Origin of the sequence: Pseudomonas sp. LB-090624, assembly GCF_003205205.1 — a bacterium.
In the GTDB taxonomy this organism is placed as follows: Bacteria; Pseudomonadota; Gammaproteobacteria; order Pseudomonadales; family Pseudomonadaceae; genus Aquipseudomonas.
This window is the reverse complement of the sequence record NZ_QJRL01000013.1, coordinates 129,511-146,738: the sequence shown is the minus strand read 5'-3', so window position 1 is coordinate 146,738 and position 17,228 is coordinate 129,511. Positions and strand designations below refer to the sequence as shown.

At 63.6% G+C, this 17,228-nt stretch carries 19 protein-coding genes; 8 read left to right on the top strand and 11 right to left on the bottom strand.

Annotated elements, in window-relative coordinates; translation table 11 throughout:
* Positions 1-5: 5 nt before the first annotated feature.
* Together DMX11_RS14765 and DMX11_RS14760 are read right to left on the bottom strand one after the other, a co-directional pair.
* A complete protein-coding gene (locus DMX11_RS14765; RefSeq protein ID WP_110745190.1) occupies positions 6-1,496 on the bottom strand; it encodes a pitrilysin family protein in 1,491 nt (496 codons plus the stop codon).
* Complete coding sequence (locus DMX11_RS14760; RefSeq protein ID WP_110745189.1) at positions 1,489-2,844, bottom strand: pitrilysin family protein; 1,356 nt, start codon at positions 2,842-2,844, stop codon at positions 1,489-1,491. The genes DMX11_RS14765 and DMX11_RS14760 overlap by 8 nt, the downstream gene beginning before the upstream one ends.
* 231 nt (positions 2,845-3,075) lie before the next feature.
* Between DMX11_RS14760 and ftsY the strand changes: the two genes are divergently transcribed.
* The 4 genes from ftsY (at position 3,076) to rpoH (ending at position 7,366) form a co-directional block, all read left to right on the top strand.
* The gene (gene ftsY, locus DMX11_RS14750) at positions 3,076-4,704 is read left to right on the top strand and encodes a signal recognition particle-docking protein FtsY (protein ID WP_110745187.1); all 1,629 of its coding nucleotides are present in this window, start codon (positions 3,076-3,078) and stop codon (positions 4,702-4,704) included.
* Between the two features lie 2 nt (positions 4,705-4,706).
* A complete protein-coding gene (gene ftsE, locus DMX11_RS14745; protein WP_012274659.1) occupies positions 4,707-5,378 on the top strand; it encodes a cell division ATP-binding protein FtsE in 672 nt (223 codons plus the stop codon).
* On the top strand, positions 5,375-6,400 hold the full coding sequence (gene ftsX / locus DMX11_RS14740) for a permease-like cell division protein FtsX (RefSeq protein WP_110745186.1): 1,026 nt from the start codon (positions 5,375-5,377) through the stop codon (positions 6,398-6,400). Before ftsE ends, ftsX begins: the two co-directional genes overlap by 4 nt.
* Positions 6,401-6,511: 111 nt before the next feature.
* Positions 6,512-7,366 carry an RNA polymerase sigma factor RpoH gene (gene rpoH, locus DMX11_RS14735; protein ID WP_003249083.1) on the top strand — a complete coding sequence of 285 codons (855 nt, stop codon included), beginning with the start codon at positions 6,512-6,514 and terminating at the stop codon, positions 7,364-7,366.
* Between the two features lie 327 nt (positions 7,367-7,693).
* On the opposite strand, the gene mtgA is transcribed toward rpoH, so the two are convergent.
* Positions 7,694-8,407: a monofunctional biosynthetic peptidoglycan transglycosylase gene (gene mtgA / locus DMX11_RS14730; protein WP_110745195.1), complete on the bottom strand. Its 714-nt coding sequence runs from the start codon at positions 8,405-8,407 to the stop codon at positions 7,694-7,696.
* A gap of 64 nt (positions 8,408-8,471) precedes the next feature.
* Here mtgA and DMX11_RS14725 point away from each other — a divergent pair, with 64 nt between their 5' ends.
* The 4 genes from DMX11_RS14725 to trmB all read left to right on the top strand — a co-directional run bounded on the left by DMX11_RS14725 (position 8,472) and on the right by trmB (position 10,745).
* Positions 8,472-8,843, top strand: a complete 372-nt coding sequence (locus DMX11_RS14725) for a DUF423 domain-containing protein (protein ID WP_110745185.1) — start codon at positions 8,472-8,474, stop codon at positions 8,841-8,843.
* 102 nt (positions 8,844-8,945) lie between these two features.
* Complete coding sequence (thiS, locus tag DMX11_RS14720) at positions 8,946-9,146, top strand: sulfur carrier protein ThiS (RefSeq protein ID WP_110745194.1); 201 nt, start codon at positions 8,946-8,948, stop codon at positions 9,144-9,146.
* Positions 9,147-9,200: 54 nt separating this feature from the next.
* Positions 9,201-10,013, top strand: coding sequence for a thiazole synthase (locus DMX11_RS14715; RefSeq protein ID WP_110745184.1), 813 nt, complete (start codon positions 9,201-9,203; stop codon positions 10,011-10,013).
* Between the two features lie 9 nt (positions 10,014-10,022).
* Positions 10,023-10,745: a tRNA (guanosine(46)-N7)-methyltransferase TrmB gene (trmB, locus tag DMX11_RS14710; protein ID WP_110745183.1), complete on the top strand. Its 723-nt coding sequence runs from the start codon at positions 10,023-10,025 to the stop codon at positions 10,743-10,745.
* 629 nt (positions 10,746-11,374) lie between these two features.
* Here the strand turns inward: trmB and DMX11_RS14705 are convergent.
* The 8 genes from DMX11_RS14705 to proC all read right to left on the bottom strand — a co-directional run bounded on the left by DMX11_RS14705 (position 11,375) and on the right by proC (position 17,208).
* Entirely contained in the window at positions 11,375-11,701 is a 327-nt protein-coding gene (locus DMX11_RS14705; RefSeq protein ID WP_110745182.1) for a DUF3392 family protein, read from the bottom strand.
* Between the two features lie 9 nt (positions 11,702-11,710).
* Positions 11,711-12,886, bottom strand: coding sequence for a radical SAM family heme chaperone HemW (gene hemW, locus DMX11_RS14700; protein ID WP_110745181.1), 1,176 nt, complete (start codon positions 12,884-12,886; stop codon positions 11,711-11,713).
* Positions 12,883-13,479, bottom strand: a complete 597-nt coding sequence (rdgB, locus tag DMX11_RS14695; RefSeq protein WP_019097207.1) for an RdgB/HAM1 family non-canonical purine NTP pyrophosphatase — start codon at positions 13,477-13,479, stop codon at positions 12,883-12,885. Before rdgB ends, hemW begins: the two co-directional genes overlap by 4 nt.
* The gene (locus DMX11_RS14690; protein WP_110745180.1) at positions 13,476-13,910 is read right to left on the bottom strand and encodes a DUF4426 domain-containing protein; all 435 of its coding nucleotides are present in this window, start codon (positions 13,908-13,910) and stop codon (positions 13,476-13,478) included. Before DMX11_RS14690 ends, rdgB begins: the two co-directional genes overlap by 4 nt.
* 22 nt (positions 13,911-13,932) lie before the next feature.
* On the bottom strand, positions 13,933-14,553 hold the full coding sequence (gene metW, locus DMX11_RS14685; protein WP_003249106.1) for a methionine biosynthesis protein MetW: 621 nt from the start codon (positions 14,551-14,553) through the stop codon (positions 13,933-13,935).
* A 7-nt stretch (positions 14,554-14,560) separates the two neighbouring features.
* Positions 14,561-15,700: a homoserine O-acetyltransferase gene (locus DMX11_RS14680; RefSeq protein ID WP_110745179.1), complete on the bottom strand. Its 1,140-nt coding sequence runs from the start codon at positions 15,698-15,700 to the stop codon at positions 14,561-14,563.
* Between the two features lie 88 nt (positions 15,701-15,788).
* A complete protein-coding gene (locus tag DMX11_RS14675) occupies positions 15,789-16,379 on the bottom strand; it encodes a YggT family protein (protein ID WP_110745178.1) in 591 nt (196 codons plus the stop codon).
* Positions 16,380-16,389: 10 nt separating this feature from the next.
* Positions 16,390-17,208, bottom strand: a complete 819-nt coding sequence (proC, locus tag DMX11_RS14670; protein WP_110745177.1) for a pyrroline-5-carboxylate reductase — start codon at positions 17,206-17,208, stop codon at positions 16,390-16,392.
* Positions 17,209-17,228: the final 20 nt, after the last annotated feature.

Genomic DNA, 17,228 nt, shown 5'->3' with positions numbered 1-17,228 from the left:
TGGCATTAGTGCTCCGGTACCCCGAGCGGCTGCTCGGAGGGCTTGTCAGTGGGTGCTGGCAGCGCTTTCTGTGGCACTTTCGGGCCAACGGTGACGATCACCAGTTTATCGGCTGACAGGTGTTTGTTCATGGCTGCCTTGACCTGCTCGACGGTAAGCGCCTGGGACTGCTGCATGAAGTCCTCCAGCCAGGTCAGAGGCAGGTTGTAGAAACCGATGGCGCCGAGTTGGCCGACGATGCTGGCATTGCTGGCATTGGACAGCGGGAAACTGCCGGCCAGCTCACGCTTGGCGTCGTCCAGTTCCTGTTGGCTGGGCCCTGTCTTGAGATAGTCGGCGAGAATGCCCTGCACCAGCTTGAGCGTGCCTTCGCTGAGCTCGGCACGGGTTTGCAGGTTGATCATGAACGGGCCGCGGACCTGCATCGGGCTGAACACCGAGTACACACCGTAGGTCAGGCCGCGTTTTTCTCGCACTTCACTCATCAGCCGGGTACCGAACGCACCGCCGCCGAGGATCTGGTTACCCAGCGACAGCGCTGGCCAGTCCGGGTCCTGGCGGTCGATGCCCAGCTCGGCCAGCATCAGGTGGGTCTGCTTGGACGGGAAGTCGATATGGGTAAGGCCTGCCTTGGCATCTGCGGGCTGAGCCGGTGCGGCCAGCGCCGGGCCCTTGGGCAGGCCGGCAGACACCTGCGCGGCGATGGCTTCAGCCTCGGCGCGGCTGAGGTCGCCGACCAGGGCGATCACTGCGTTGCCGCCGGTATAGGCCTTGGCGTGGAAGGCCCGCAGCTGTGCGAGGCTAATGCCGTTTATGCTTTCGGCGGTGCCGTCGCTTGGGTGAGCGTAGGGGTGGTCGCCGTAGAGGTTGGCGAACAGCGCCTTGCCGGCAATCTTGCCGGGGTTCTGCTTCTCGTATTCGAAACCCGCCAGCATCTGGTTCTTGATGCGCTTGAGGGCGTCCTCAGGGAAGCTAGGCTTGCCGGCCACCTCGGTGAACAGCTTGAGCGCCGGCTCGCGCTTGTCCTTGGCGCTTAGGCTACGCAGCGAGGCCACGGCCATGTCGCGGTAGGAACCGTTGCCAAAGTCTGCGCCTAGTCCTTCGAAACCTTCGGCGATAGCGGTCACGTCCTTGCCGGCCACACCTTCGTTGAGCATGGCGTTGGTCAGTGCAGCCAGGCCTGGCGTGCCGCCGTCCTGGCTGCTGCCGGCAGCGAAAGTGACACGCAGGTCGAACATCGGCAGTTCGCGGGCCTCGACAAACAGTACCCGGGCACCCTCGGCGGTGTTCCAGTGCTGGATGTTCAGCTGGCGGCGGCTGGGCGCTTTGCCATCCAGCTCGGCCAGCGACTGCAAGGTATTGGCCGGGCGAGCCGCGTTGCTGTCGGCCTTGGCGGCGTTGTCGGCCATGGCCGGGGCGGCCAGCACTGCCGCCAGCGCCAGGGCGCGGATGCCGGTGGCCAGCAGGGTTGGGCGTGGTGCGCGACGATCACTCATGAGCGGGGTCCTCAGGCAAAACATGGGCAACGCTCAGGCGTTCGCGGGTGAAGTAGGTGCGCGCGGCGTTCTGGATGTCCTGCGGGGTGACGCGCTTTAGCTCATCCAGTTCGCTGTCGATCAGTTTCCAGGACAGGCCGACGGTTTCGAGCTGGCCGATGGTGGTGGCCTGGCTGCTGATGGAGTCGCGGTCGTAGACCAAACCGGCGATGACCTGTGCACGTACCCGCTCCAGCTCTTCGGCGCTGGGCGGGGTGGTCTTGAGTTCGTCCAGTAATTGCCACACCCCTTTCTCGACGTCGGCCATGGTTTTCTGTTTCTGTACGTTCGGTGTGGCCGAAATCAGGAACAGGCTGTCACCTCGGGTGAAGGCGTTGTAGCTGGAAGATGCGCCGGCCACCAGCTCCTGGCCACGTTCCAGGCGCGCTGGCATGCGGGCGCTGTAGCCACCGTCGAGCAGTGCCGAGATCAGGCGCAGGGCATGCACGGTACGCGGGTCCTTGGCAGTCGGCAGACCGGGCACGTTGAAGCCATAGATCAGGCTTGGGAGCTGGGTGCGTACATGCAGGGTCAGCTGACGCAGGCCAGGCTCGGCCAGCTCCAGTGGCAGCTTGGCCGGCGGCACGGCGCGCTTGGGGATGCTGCCGAAGTACTTCTGCGCCAGGCCCTTCACCTCGTCGGGTGTGACGTCCCCAACTACCACCAGCGTGGCGTTGTTGGGCGCGTACCAGGATTCGTACCAGTGGCGCAGTTCCTCTACCTTCATCCGTTCCAGGTCGGCCATCCAGCCGATGGTCGGGGTGTGGTAACCGCTGGCCGGGTAGGCCATGGCGCGGAACAGCTCAAAAGCCTTGGCGTTGGGCTGATCGTCGGTACGCAGGCGGCGTTCTTCCTTGATGACCTCGATTTCCTTGCTGAACTCGTCGGCCGGCAGGCGCAGGCTGGCCAGGCGGTCGGCCTCCAGCTCCAGCGCTACCGGCAGGCGGTCGCGCGCCAGCACCTGGTAATAGGCGGTGTAGTCGTCGCTGGTGAAGGCGTTCTCTTCAGCCCCCAGGTCACGCAGTACCCGCGAGGCCTCGCCCGGGCCAAGCTTGGCGCTGCCCTTGAACATCATGTGTTCCAGCGCGTGCGACAGCCCTGTCTGGCCCGGCGTTTCGTAGCTGGAGCCGACCTTGTACCAGATCTGCGAGACCACCACCGGGGCGCGGTGGTCTTCGCGCACGACCACCTTCAGGCCGTTGTCGAGGATGAATTCGTGGGTGGGTTGCACATCGGCGGCGAAGGCTGCGAGCGGCAGGCAGAGCGTGCCGAGCAACAGGCCTGCGGCGCGGCGGGCTAGAGCATTCATAAGGTGTTCAACCTGTTCGACGGCCCGCTGGGTTTAGCGTCGGCGGGCCAGGAGGTGCTAGGATACTGATCCGGTTGCCTGGCGACCATGCCTGTCGCCGTTCTGGCCCGCAGGACACTAAGACAAAACGTTGCGCATGAACCAGCCGGCTTCAAGATAGTCTGTTCTGCGTAGAGAGAATTCCCGATGAGCCATTGCTGGCTTATCGCTACCCTGAGATAGCCGTCCTCCATGTTTGGTTCCAACGACGACAAAAAAGCGCCGGCCGAGGCTGGCGAGAAGAAAGGCCTGTTCAGCTGGTTTCGAAAGAAGCCGCAGCAACCTGTCGCCGAACAGCCACAAGCCCCTGAACCCCAGGCTGTAGAGCCTGTAGCACCGGCGTCCGCCGTCGAGCAGCTTGAAGCTGCTCCGGTCGAGCCGACGGTTGCAGAAGCCCCCGTACCTGCACCTGAGACCCCTCGGGCTACCGAGCCAGCATTGGCCCCTGAGCCTGCACCTGCCCCGGTGGTTGCGCCGGTCCCTCAGCCTGCACCTGCCCCGGTGGTTGCGCCGGTCCCTCAGCCTGCACCTGCCCCGGTGGTTGCGCCGGTCCCTCAGCCTGCACCTGTCCCAGTGGCTGCCCCGGCTCCTGAGCTTGCGCCGGCCCCTGTGGTTACTCCGGTGCCTGAGCCTACCCCTGTGGGCATGGACGTGCCCGCGAATGCCGAGCCTGTCGCCCCACAGGTCGAACCCCCTGCGCCAGTAGCAGCACAGGTCGTTCAAGCCGTTGAACCCCCGGTCAGCAACCTGGTCTTGCCCGTTGCCGAGGAGCCCGTCGCTCTCGTCCCTGACCTGGAGCCGATGGCTCCGCCAGCGATCCCTGAGCGCCCGGTAGCAGAGCCTGTGCAGTCCGAGCCCGAGCCTATGGCTGGCGCAACCGTTACCGAACCAGCCAAACCCGGCTTCTTCGCCCGCCTGAAGCAGGGCCTGTCCAAGACCAGCGCCAGCATCGGCGAGGGCATGGCCAGCCTGTTCCTCGGCAAGAAGGTCATCGACGACGACCTGCTCGACGAGATCGAGACCCGCCTGCTGACCGCCGACGTGGGGGTGGAAGCCACCTCGACCATCGTCCAGAACCTGACCCAGAAGGTCGCCCGCAAGCAGCTGGCCGACGCCGACGCCCTGTACAAGTCTCTGCAGGAAGAACTGGCCGCGTTGCTGCGCCCGGTCGAGCAGCCGCTGAAAGTGCAGGCGCAGAACAAGCCCTACGTGATCCTGGTGGTGGGCGTGAATGGTGCCGGCAAGACCACCACCATCGGCAAACTGGCAAAAAAACTGCAGCTGGAAGGCAAGAAAGTCATGCTGGCCGCGGGTGATACGTTCCGTGCCGCGGCGGTCGAGCAACTGCAGGTGTGGGGCGAGCGCAACCAGATTCCGGTCATCGCCCAGCACACCGGTGCCGATTCTGCCTCGGTGATCTTCGACGCCGTGCAGGCCGCCAAGGCCCGAGGTGTCGATGTGCTGATCGCCGACACTGCGGGTCGTCTGCACACTAAAGACAACCTGATGGAGGAGCTGAAGAAGGTCCGCCGGGTCATCGGCAAGCTCGACGCCGAGGCGCCGCACGAGGTGCTGCTGGTGCTCGATGCCGGTACCGGGCAGAACGCCATCAGCCAGGCCAAGTACTTCAACCAGAGCGTCGAACTGACCGGCCTGGCCCTGACCAAGCTGGACGGCACTGCCAAGGGCGGGGTGATCTTCGCCTTGGCCAAGCAGTTCAACATCCCGATCCGTTTCATCGGCGTCGGTGAAGGCATCGACGACCTGCGCACCTTTGAAGCCGAGCCGTTCGTCAAGGCTCTGTTCGCCGAGCGAGACTGACCATGATCCGATTCGAACAGGTTGCCAAGCGCTATCCCAATGGTCATGTCGGTTTGCATGAGCTGAGTTTCCGGGCGCGCCGGGGCGAGTTCCTGTTCGTCACCGGCCACTCGGGCGCTGGCAAGAGCACCTTGCTGCGCCTGCTGCTGGCCATGGAACGCCCGACCAGCGGCAAGCTGATGCTGGCCGGGCAGGACCTGGGCCAGATCAGCAACGCACAAATCCCGTTCCTGCGCCGGCAGATCGGCGTGGTGTTCCAGAACCACCAGCTGTTGTTCGACCGCACGGTGTTCAACAACATTGCCTTGCCGCTGCAGATTCTCGGCCTGTCCAAGGCCGAGATCGCCAAGCGCGTGGACTCGGCCCTGGAGCGTGTGTCGCTGTCCGACAAGGGCGAGCTGTTCCCGGCCGACCTGTCCACCGGGCAGCAGCAGCGGGTCGGCATTGCCCGCGCTATCGTCCATCAGCCAGCGCTACTGCTGGCTGACGAACCCACCGGTAACCTCGACCCTCGGCTGGCGGCAGAAATCATGGGCGTGTTCGAGGACATCAACCGGTTGGGCACCACGGTATTGATCGCCAGCCACGACCTGGCACTGATTGCGCGCATGCGTCACCGCATGCTCACCTTGCAGCGCGGCCGCTTGATCGGCGATGGGGAGGCCGGCCAATGAGCACTACACGTACGCCGAAGGTTTCCGAGCGGGTTGCGCCGAAGCCGGCTGATCCGCAACCTGCGAAGAAAAAGCGCGGTGAAGACGATGACGGCCCGGATTTCCGCACGCTGCTGCATGCCTGGCTGGAAAGCCACCGTGCCAGCATGGCCGACAGCCTGCGCCGCCTGGGCAAGCAGCCGATCGGCAGCTTCTTCACCTGCCTGGTGATGGCGGTGGCACTGAGTATGCCGATGGGCCTGTCGTTGCTGCTGAAGAACGTTGAGCAACTGGGCGGCTCGTGGCAGCGCGCAGCGCAGATTTCGCTGTACCTCAAGCTGGATGCCGGCAGCCGTGACGGAGAGGCGCTGCGCGACGAGATCAAGGGCATGCCCGGCGTGGCGGATGCGCAATATGTCAGCCGCGAGCAGGCGCTTGAAGAGTTCCAGCAACAGTCCGGCTTGGGCGAGGCCCTGCGCGAACTGCCTGACAACCCGTTGCCAGGGGTGGTGGTAGTCACTCCGACCGAGGTCGACAAGCCGGCCCTGGACGCCTTGCGTCAGCGTCTGTCGGAGCTGCCACGGGTGGAAGTGGCGCAACTGGACTTGGTCTGGGTCGAGCGGCTGGCCGCTATCCTCAAGCTGGGTGACCGCTTCGTCTTTGGTCTGGCCGTGATGCTGATTTCTGCCCTGCTGTTAGTAATCGGTAACACAATCCGTCTACACATTGAAAACCGCCGCGTCGAGATCGAAGTGATCAAGCTGGTCGGTGGCACCGACGCCTACGTGCGCCGGCCTTTCCTGTACATGGGCGCCCTGTATGGCCTGGGCGCGGGGTTGCTGGCGTGGGGTATCCTGGCGTTTGGCCTGAACTGGCTGAACGAGGCGGTGGTAGGGCTTTCCGGGCTGTATGGCAGTGACTTCGCCCTGGGTGGGGTGCCGGCGTCCGATGGTCTGTCGCTCTTGATCGGAGCGGTGCTGTTGGGGTATATCGGTGCATGGATTGCAGTCGCCCGCCACCTGAACGAGCTGGCGCCGCGATAGTTTTTACGTGCCAGCATTGACATTTTCTTCACTGCGGAACTTGTACCGTCGTTCCAGGTCAATGTTGGCAGCGCCCACAAGGCGCGAGTTTTGAAAGTCGGAGGTTCTTGAATGACCACATCGTTGCAACCTGCCTATGCCCTGGTACCCGGTGCAAACCTGGAAGCCTACGTGCACACGGTCAACAGCATTCCGCTGCTGACGGTCGAGCAGGAGCGTGATCTGGGCGAGCGTCTCTATTATGAGCAGGATGTCGAGGCCGCTCGTCAAATGGTGATGGCCCACCTGCGGTTCGTCGTACATATCGCCCGTAGCTACGCCGGCTACGGGTTGGCCCAGGCCGACCTGATCCAGGAAGGCAACGTCGGCCTGATGAAGGCCGTCAAGCGCTTCAACCCGGAAATGGGCGTGCGCCTGGTGTCGTTCGCCGTGCACTGGATCAAGGCAGAGATCCACGAGTTCATCCTGCGCAACTGGCGCATCGTCAAGGTGGCCACCACCAAGGCCCAGCGCAAGCTGTTCTTCAACCTGCGCAGCCAGAAGAAACGCCTGGCCTGGTTGAACAACGACGAAGTGCATCGCGTGGCGGAAAGCCTGGGTGTCGAGCCGCGCGAAGTGCGCGAGATGGAAAGCCGCCTCAGCGGCCAGGACATGGCCTTCGACCCGGCAGCCGAGGCTGACGACGACAGCGCCTTCCAGTCGCCTGCGCACTACCTGGAAGACCATCGTTACGACCCTGCGGTGCAATTGGAAGATGCCGACTGGAGCGACAACTCCACCAGCAACCTTCACGAAGCGCTGCAAGGGCTGGACGAGCGTAGCCGCGATATTCTCTACCAGCGCTGGTTGGCTGAAGAAAAGGCTACGTTGCATGAGCTGGCTGACAAGTACAGCGTTTCGGCTGAGCGAATTCGCCAGCTGGAGAAAAATGCGATGAACAAGGTCAAGGCGCTGATCGCTGCCTGATCGAGCCTTGGTTGTAGAGAAAGCCGCTGGCCCCGATGGGGCGAGCGGCTTTTTTGTGCTCGGCGTGAATGTTGTGACGCCCGTGAGATCGAGCGCCGCCGGCGCGGCGCATCGCGAGCTGCGCTCGCTCCTACGTTTGTTTCGGGCCAATGATTCCTGTGACATTTGCGCGCGGACGCCTTGGCGGATGCCCCAATATCGCGCCGTACAAACAAGGCGGTCGCGCACGCCTATCACAGGCGTTACTGGCCCGAAACAAACGTAGGAGCGAGCGCAGCTCGCGATGCGCCGCGCGGGCGGCGCTCGATCTGCGCATCACCGCGAAACTCAAAGCTTGTTGCGCGAAATATCGAGCTGCAGCAGGTAGCTGGGCCCGCCCAACTGGCTCATCTGCCGGCGAATCCAGCCGGCCCGGCTGGCCACGTAGGCGCTTGGCCGGCTGGCACTCCACTTGATTGGGCTGGGCAGCACCGCCGCCAGTTGCGCGGCCTGCTGGCGGCTGAGCCGGCTGGCATCCACACCAAAGTGATAGCGCGCCGCGGCTTGAGCCCCAAACACACCTTTGCCCCATTCGGCGCTGTTCAGGTAAACCTCCAGAATCCGCTCCTTGGACCAGAACAGCTCGATCAAGGCTGTGAACCAAGCTTCCAGCCCTTTGCGGAACCAGCTGCGCCCGGACCACAGGAACAGGTTCTTGGCCACCTGTTGGGTCAGGGTGCTGGCCCCGCGAATGCTGCCGCCGCGCTCGTTGTAGGCCAGGGCCGCCTGGATGGCAGGGATGTCGAAACCCCAATGGTTGGCGAACTTCTGGTCCTCGCCGGCAATGACTGCGACCTTTAGCTCATCGGAGATGTTTTCCCATGGCTCCCAGTCGCGCTGCAGGTCGATCGGCTCGCCACTCACCCATGACTGCACCTTGCGCTCGACCATCAACGCCGTGCCGGGCGGCGGCACCCAGCGGAACACCAGCACCAGCACGATGCTGCCGGCAGCGAACCAAAGCAGAGCGCGGGAGAGGCGGCGGATAAGGGTTGGCAGCATGGCGATGGCTTGGCCGTTTGGGTGGAAGGGGCCATTATACAGACCCGATACAAGGAGTCGTCCCATGCTTCGCAGCTTCCTGATGCTTGCCGCTTTTTTCGGCTTTACCGGCGTCGCCCTGGGCGCGTTCGCCGCCCATGGCCTGAAAAACCGGCTGACGGCCGACTACCTGGCGATCTTTCATACCGGCGTGACCTATCAGTTGGTACATGCCCTGGCGATCTTCGGTGTTGCCCTGCTTTCTGCTCACCTGCCCGGGCGCCTGGTCGGATGGGCCGGGGGGCTGTTTGTCATAGGCATCGTGCTGTTCTCCGGCAGCCTGTACCTGCTGACCCTCAGCGGCCTGGGCAAGCTGGGCATCATCACCCCGATTGGTGGCCTGTGCTTCCTTGCCGGCTGGCTGTGCCTGGGCCTGGCAGCCTGGCGGCTGGGCTGACCGAGTGGTCCACAATCGCGACTAATGGCGCGCACCGCCCTTGGGTTGCAGGGCGGTTCGGCGCTAGAATGCGGGCCCCAAAGAACAATGGTGGCCGTGCGCATGCGCATTCAACTGAACGGTGAACCTTACGAACTGCCTGCCGGCGAGAGCGTTGCAGCCCTGCTGACGCGCCTGGAGCTGAGCGGGCGCCGCATTGCCGTGGAACTGAACCTGGATATCGTGCCGCGTAGCCAGCATGACAGCACGCTGCTGAACGACGGCGACCAGGTCGAAGTGGTTCACGCCATCGGTGGCGGCTGACAGCAGCCTGGCGGTTCTCAAGCAAGCCCTGCAACCTTTTCCCGAGGAACAACGATGAGCAACGTTCGTAGCGACAAGCCCTTCATCCTGGCCGGGCGCACTTTCCAGTCGCGCCTGCTGGTTGGCACCGGCAAGTACCGTGACATGGAAGAAACCCGCCTGGCAACCGAGGCCTCGGGTGCCGAGATCGTCACCGTGGCCGTGCGCCGGACCAACCTTGGCCAGAATGCGGGCGAGCCGAACCTGCTCGACGTGTTGTCGCCCGACAAGTACACCATCCTGCCAAATACCGCAGGTTGCTTCGACGCCGTCGAGGCAGTTCGTACCTGCCGCCTGGCCCGTGAGCTGCTCGATGGCTACAAGTCCCATGAGTCGCGGACCTTGGTCAAGCTGGAAGTGCTGGCTGACCAGAAAACCCTGTTCCCCAATGTGATCGAAACCCTCAAGGCCGCCGAAGTGCTGGTCAAGGACGGTTTCGACGTGATGGTGTACACCAGCGACGACCCGATCATCGCCCGTCAGCTGGCTGAGGCCGGCTGCATCGCGGTCATGCCGCTGGCCGGCCTGATCGGCACCGGCCTGGGTATCTGCAACCCTTACAACTTGCAGATCATTCTCGAAGAATCGAAGGTTCCGGTGCTGGTCGATGCCGGCGTGGGTACCGCTTCCGACGCCACCATCGCCATGGAAATGGGCTGCGAGGCGGTGCTGATGAACTCGGCCATTGCCCACGCCCAGCAGCCGGTGCTGATGGCCGAGGCCATGAAGCACGCAATCGTCGCCGGTCGCATGGCCTACCTGGCCGGCCGTATGCCGAAAAAACTTTACGCCAGCGCCTCTTCGCCGCTGGATGGTCTGATCAAGTAAGAGCCCCAGATGACTGACTCGCAAGATACGCCGATCGCCGCCGACGGCGACCAGCGCCCGCACCGCCGCATCAAGAGCTTCGTGATGCGTGCCGGGCGCATGACCGAAGGCCAGCAACGCGGCCTGGACCAGGGCGGCCCGCTGTACATCCTGCCGCTGGCCGACAGCCCGGTGGACTATGACCAGGTGTTCGGCCGTTCGGCGCCGCGCACCCTGGAGATCGGCTTCGGCATGGGCCATTCCCTGCTGGAAATGGCGGCTGCCGCGCCGGAACAGGACTTCATCGGTGTGGAAGTGCACCGCCCGGGTGTCGGCGCGCTGCTCAACGGCGTACTGACTCAGGGCCTGAAGAACCTGCGGGTGTACGACTGCGATGCCATCGAAGTGCTGAACCGCTGTGTGGCGGACAACAGCCTCGACCGCCTGATGCTGTTCTTCCCAGACCCTTGGCACAAGGCGCGCCACCACAAGCGCCGCATCGTCCAGCTGGAGTTTGCCGAGCTGGTACGTCGCAAGCTCAAGCCCGGTGGCGTGTTCCACATGGCCACCGACTGGGAGCCGTATGCCGAGTACATGCTGGAAGTGATGAGCGCCGCCCCGGGCTATCGCAACCGTGCAGCCGACGGCACCTACGTGCCACGCCCGGAAGAGCGCCCGATCACCAAGTTCGAACGCCGCGGCGAGCGGCTGGGGCATGGGGTGTGGGACTTGAAGTTCGAGAAGGCGGATTGATCGGCTGATCTGGCCTTTCGATGTGCTGGTGCTTGCAGAAGTGCGGGCGAAAAAAACCGCCTTGAGAAAGGCGGTTTTTTTGTGAGCGACAGGACTGAGTATCCTTCGCTCTGGGACTTCACCGAAAACGTCCCCACAGTCAGGGGATCATAAGCAGCCAAAAAGGGCGCGTCAACGATCAGAAATATCCAGCACCACGTGTGTCTGCGCGGTTAACAGCTTTGATTGCGCATCCCAATTATCATCGTGTTGCTCCTGTGGGGAAAAATTCGGTGATGGGTCGGGTAGGAGAAGAATTCTGCTTTCCGGCCCCTTCGACACGGCCTGAGAACCGTGCCGGTAACTGACTTCGAAGGGCCATTAACCTGGCCACTTCACCGAACACGTCCCCAGAGTTTTCGAAGGCATCGAAGTGCCGGTTAGATGCTGGAAGATTGGCCCGCCAACACGGAGGCCAAGGCATATGAAGCGTTTGCTTGATGCGCTGAGCCGCGTCTGGAAGCTCATTCGGATCTTGATTGTGCTCAAGACCGTTCGGGACTTCATGCGTGACCACTTCGATGATGCCCGTTAAGGGCTAGTCAGGTGGTAGGGGTGCCCTGGTTTCCCGGGGCAGCTTTTTGCAACCCTTACCCTCGGCGATCAGCCACCACACCAATCAACACCAGCACCACCAGCAACACCGGCGCCAGCGCGTAGTTGTTGAACTGGCCCAGCCCCTTCACCACCCACGGCGTGGCGTAGATCAGTGCCGCACCGCTGCCGATCATCACCATCAGCGCCATGAACGGCACGCGCAGGGCGCCCGCCAGGCCACCGAGGCGTTGCTCGGCCCAGGCTTTGACATCGCTGCCGAACAGCACCAGCAGGCAGCCTACCAAGGCCAGTGAAATCTCCGACAGGTTGCCGCGGCTCCAGTGGGAAACCGTCGCGAGCAGATCAAGTACCAGATCCATGGGTCATCCTTAGGTCAAGAAATACTGCAGCAGGTCGTTGAGGAACAACTGGCCCCTTGGCGTGGCTACCAGTCGATCCGGTTCGACCTGTAAAAGGCCTTTTTGTTCGGCGGCGCGGCGTGCCTCGCGCAGTTGTGCAAGCGGCAAACCAGTGCGCTGGGTGAACAGTTCGGCTTCCACGCCATCGGTAAGTCGCAGGGCATTCATCAGAAACTCGAACGGCAGCTCGTCGACCGGCAGCAGCTTCTCGCCAGCCTTGAACGGCTTGGCCAGGTTCAGGTAGTCCTTGGGCAGGCGGGTTTTCCAGGTGCGCAGGATGCGCCCGTCGGCGAAGGTCAGCTTGCCGTGGGCGCCGGCACCAATGCCGATGAAGTCACCAAAGCGCCAGTAGTTGAGGTTGTGCCGCGCGGCGCGGTCCGCCTGGGCATAGGCCGAAACCTCGTACTGGCGGAACCCATGCTCGGCCATCAGTGCCTGGCCCGCCTCCTGGATGTCCCAGAGGATGTCGTCCTCGGGCAGCTCTGGCGGCTGGTTCCAGAACACCGTGTTCGGTTCCACGGTCAGCTGGTACCACGACAGGTGCGTCGGCCCCAGGTCGATGGCCTGGCGCAAGTCACCCAGCGCGTCATCCAGCGACTGGTCGGGCAGGCCGTGCATCAGGTCCATGTTGAAGTTGTCGAAGCCGGCAGCACGCGCCATACCGGCAGCACGGATCGCTTCGTCGCCATTGTGGATGCGTCCCAGCGCCTCCAGCTTGGCTGGCTGGAAGCTCTGTACGCCGATGGACAGGCGGTTGATGCCGGTTTGCCGGTAGGCCTTGAACTTGTCCTGCTCGAAGGTACCCGGGTTGGCCTCCAGGGTGATTTCGATGTCTGGCGCGAACGGGATGCGTTGTTCCACGCCGCGCAGCAGCCGCCCCAGGGCGTTGGCACTGAACAGGCTGGGTGTACCGCCACCAAAGAAGATCGAGCTGATCGGGCGGCCCTGTACGGCAGCCAGCTCCTGGTCAAGGTCGTCCAGCAGGGCCGAGACGTAGGCGTCTTCCGGCAGTTCAGGCCCGGCAGCGTGGGAGTTGAAGTCGCAGTAAGGGCATTTGCGTACGCACCACGGGATGTGGATGTACAGCGCCAGCGGCGGCAGGCTGGTAAAGGCCGCCGCGCCGGGAGAGGACAGCATTTCGATCATGCCAGGCCCAGACGTTGGCGCAGCAGGGCCATGGCACGGGCGCGGTGGCTGAGCTGGTTTTTATCTACAGGGGCCAGGTCGGCGCTGGAGCAGTTGCGCTCCGGTACCCAGAACAGCGGGTCGTAGCCGAAGCCGTGCTCACCGCTGGCCTCGAACAGGATGCTGCCGTGCCACAAGCCTTCGCACAGGATCGGCAGCGGGTCGTCGGCATGGCGTACCAGTGCCAGTACGCAGACGAACTGCGCGCCGCGCTCGGCTTCGGGCACGTCTTTCAGGGCTTCGAGCAGCTTGGCATTGTTCGCCGCGTCACCCTTGCCGTCGGCATACCGTGCCGAGTAGATGCCCGGCGCACCACCGAGGAAGTCCACGGCCAGGCCAGAATCGTCGGCCAGGGCCGGCAGGCCGGAAATACGCGCGGCGTTGCGTGCCTTGAGGATGGCGTTCTCGACGAACGACAGGCCGGTTTCTTCCGGCTCGACCTGGCTGAACTCGCCAATCGAGCGCAGCTGCACGGACTGGCCGAGCATGGCCTGGAGTTCCTTGAGTTTGCCGGCGTTATGGCTGGCCAATACGAGTTGCTGGAAATTCATCATTCGCCTGGGAACACTTCCTGGTTGAAGCTGAGGGAGTTGCTGATGCCGCCGGTTTCGATGGTCAGGTCGAAGGTGACGGTTTCTGGTTGTTCGATCTTGAACTGGGCGATGTAGTAAACCGCTCCCGGTTCGGTAACCTGCTTGAACGACAGCGGGCTGATGCGCCCGGTCAGGTCTTTGACCTTGCCGCTGACCAGTGCTGGGGTGGGCTTGCCGGCCTTGAGCACGGCAATGTTGAGCACGCCCTGGTTCTTGCTGCGCACCAGACCGGTGGCCGCAGCCACCTCGGGTGTGAGCATGCTCGAAGTGAATGCGCTGTAATGCACCGTCACATCGCCAAACACTTCCTTGCGCTCGGGCCGGGCGGCATCGGCAGCCAGTACCGGCAATGCCAGGCACAGGCTGATCAGGAACAGGGCTAGGCGACGCATGGGGCAATTCCTCCAGTGGACGTCAGACGGCGAGCTGGTGTTCTTGCAGGCCCGGGCTGCTGACGCGGTAGATGCCGATTTCACCTAGAAGATTAGGCCATAGCCGGCCACCCCACCCGTTACGGTGCAAGTGGTCGACGGCCAGGCGGTCGAGTACCTTTGCCCTGCGTTCGTGCACCAGTTCTTCGAAGTCGGCGAAGGTGCAGAAGTGGATGTTCGGCGTGTTGTACCAGGTATACGGCATGAAGTCCGATACCGGCATGCGGCCTTTGGTCGCCAGGTACCAGCGGCAGCGCCAGTGACCGAAGTTGGGGAAGGTGATGATGCACTGGCGGCCCACGCGCAGCATCTCGTCGAGGATGCGGTCAGGGTACTCCACGGCCTGCAGGGCCTGGGTCATGATCACTACGTCGAAACTGTTGCTGGCGAAGTTGCCCAGGCCCTTGTCCAGGTCCTGCTCGATGACGTTGACGCCCTTGGCCACGCACGCGGCGATGTTGTCGGCGTCGATCTCCAGGCCATAGCCGGTGACCTGCTTGCGGTCACGCAGCGAGGCCAGCAGTTCGCCGCTGCCGCAGCCCAGGTCAAGTACCCGGCTGCCGGCGGGGATCCAGTCGTGGATGATTTCCAGATCGGCTCTCATGCTGTCCTCAGATGGCAATGCGGTTCATGTAGTTCGAGAAACCCTGCATGTAGCGAGGTGTGGGGATCAGGAAGGCATCGTGGCCGTACGGCGAGTCGATCTCCAGGTAGCAGACGTTCTTGCGCGCCGCCATCAGGGCGTCGACGATCTCCCGCGAACGGGCCGGGGAGAAGCGCCAGTCGGTGGTGAACGACATGATGCAGTAGTCTGCCTTGACCCCTGCCAGGGTGGCTGCCAGGTCGCCGCCTTGGGCGGCAGCCGGGTCGAAGTAGTCCAGCGCCTTGGTCATCAGCAGGTAGGTGTTGGCATCGAAACGGCCGGAAAACTCCTCGCCCTGATAGCGCAGGTAGCTTTCGACCTGGAACTCGACGCTATGGAAGTCGTAGTTGAGCTTGTCGCTCTTCAGCTCACGGCCGAATTTTTCACCCATCGAATCATCGGACAGGTAGGTGATGTGGCCGACCATGCGCGCCAGCATCAGGCCGCGTTTGGGAATCACGCCCTGATCCTGGAACGAGCCTCCATGGAATTCAGGGTCGGTGAGGATGGCCTGGCGCGCCACTTCGTTGAAGGCGATGTTCTGCGCCGACAGCTTGGGTGCCGAGGCGATGTCGACGCAGTGGCGTACGCGGTCGGGGTAGGTCATGGTCCATTGCAGTGCCTGCATGCCACCCAGGCTGCCGCCGACGATAGCTGCCCACTGCTGGATGCCCAGGCGGTCGGCGAGCCGTGCCTGGCTGTGCACCCAATCCTCCACGGTCAATACCGGGAACTCGGCGCCATACGGTTTACCGGTGGCCGGGTTGACACTGCTGGGCCCGGTGCTGCCGTTGCAGCCGCCGAGGTTGTTCAGGCTGACCACGAAGAAGCGGTTGGTATCGATCGGTTTGCCGGGGCCGATGCAGCTGTCCCACCAGCCCGGCTTACGGTCCGTGGCGGCATGGTAGCCAGCGGCATGGTGGTGGCCGGACAGGGCATGGCAGATCAGCACGGCATTGCTCGCGCTGGCATTCAGGGTGCCGTAGGTCTCGTAGACCAGCTCGTAGCCGGCCAGGGAGCGGCCACAGGCCAAAGCCAGCGGTTCATCGAACCGGGCGGTTTGCGGTACTACCAGACCGACGGAATCTTCGGGAAAGACAGTGGACATCGACCCTGCTCACGCTTGACGGAGGCGTAAGTCTAAAGAGCGCTACCCCCAGCGGCAAGCAAAGGCTTGCGGCTGGGGGCAAGCGGGGTCAGATCATCCGCCACAGCTCTTGTGGCATGCCGGCGTAGGCGGCCAGCGGTGGCATGACGAACGACTGGATCACCTGGATCGCGAGGAAGGCGAAGATCGGCGAAATATCCATGCCGCCCAGGTTGGGCACGATGCGGCGGAACGGTGCCAGCACGGGTTCGCTGATCTGGTAGGCCAGCTCGGCAGCCGGGTTGTGGCTGTTGGGCGCAACCCAGGAGACGATCACCATGACGATCATGGCCACCCAGAAGATCTTGAGGAACAGCGAGGTGATACCGATGATGGCCCACATCAGCAGGTGCAGGACGTCGCCGAAGGTGCCATAGGTGACCATCAGCACGAAGGCCATCAGCAGCGCCTGGATCAGTACCGACAGCAGCAGCGACGAGGTGTCCAGGCCGCCAATGCTGGGGATGATACGGCGGATCGGCTTGAGCAGCGGCTGCGTGGCGCGGACGGCGAACTGGCACAGCGGGTTGTAGAAGTTGGCCTTGACCAGTTGCAGCACAAAGCGCAGCAGGACGATCACCAGGTACAGGCTGACCAGGGTTTGCACCACGAAGATCGCGGCGCCGGACAGTGCATTCATCTAAAACTCCTTATTTGCCCAGTTGTTCGGCCAGCTCGGCGGAACGCGTGGCCGCAGCCTGCAGCGCCTGCTCGACAATGGCTTCGAAGCCGCTGGCCTGGAACGACTTGATTGCCGCTTCGGTGGTGCCGGCGGGCGAGGTGACGCGGCGGCGCAGTTCGGCAGCATCGACATCGCTGGCAACGGCCATGTGCGCCGCGCCCAAGGCGGTCTGCAAGGTCAGCTGGGAGGCGGTCTCGCGTGGCAGGCCGAGTTTTTCGCCGGCTGCGGTCATGGCCTCGATCAGCAGGAAGAAGTACGCCGGGCCGCTGCCGGACACCGCAGTCACGGCGTCCAGTTGCTGTTCTTGCTCCAGCCACAGGGCGGTGCCCACGGCCGACAGCAGTTGCTCGGCTTGCTGGCGCTGTTCGCCAGATACCTCGGCGGTGGCATACAGGCCGCTCACACCCTGGCGCAGCAGGGCGGGGGTGTTTGGCATGCAGCGCACCACCGGGCGGGCGCCTACCCAGCTTTGCAAGCTGGCGCAGGTGATGCCGGCGGCAATGGACACGATCAGCTGACCGTCCTGCAGGTTGGGTTGCAGGGCCTGGCACACCGCTTTCATGACCTGCGGCTTGACCGCCAGCACGATTACGTCGGCGCCGTCGATGGCCTGGGCATTGTTCTCGAAGGCTTCGATGCCATGCTCGGCCTGGATGCGCGAGCGGGTCTCGGCGCCCGGGTCGCTGGCGCGGATCTGCGAAGCTTCCAGGCCTTGGGCACGCAGACCACCGATCAGGCTGGCGGCCATGTTGCCGGCGCCGATAAACGCAATACGAGTCTTGCTCATGTCAGGTCCTTGTGGGGAAG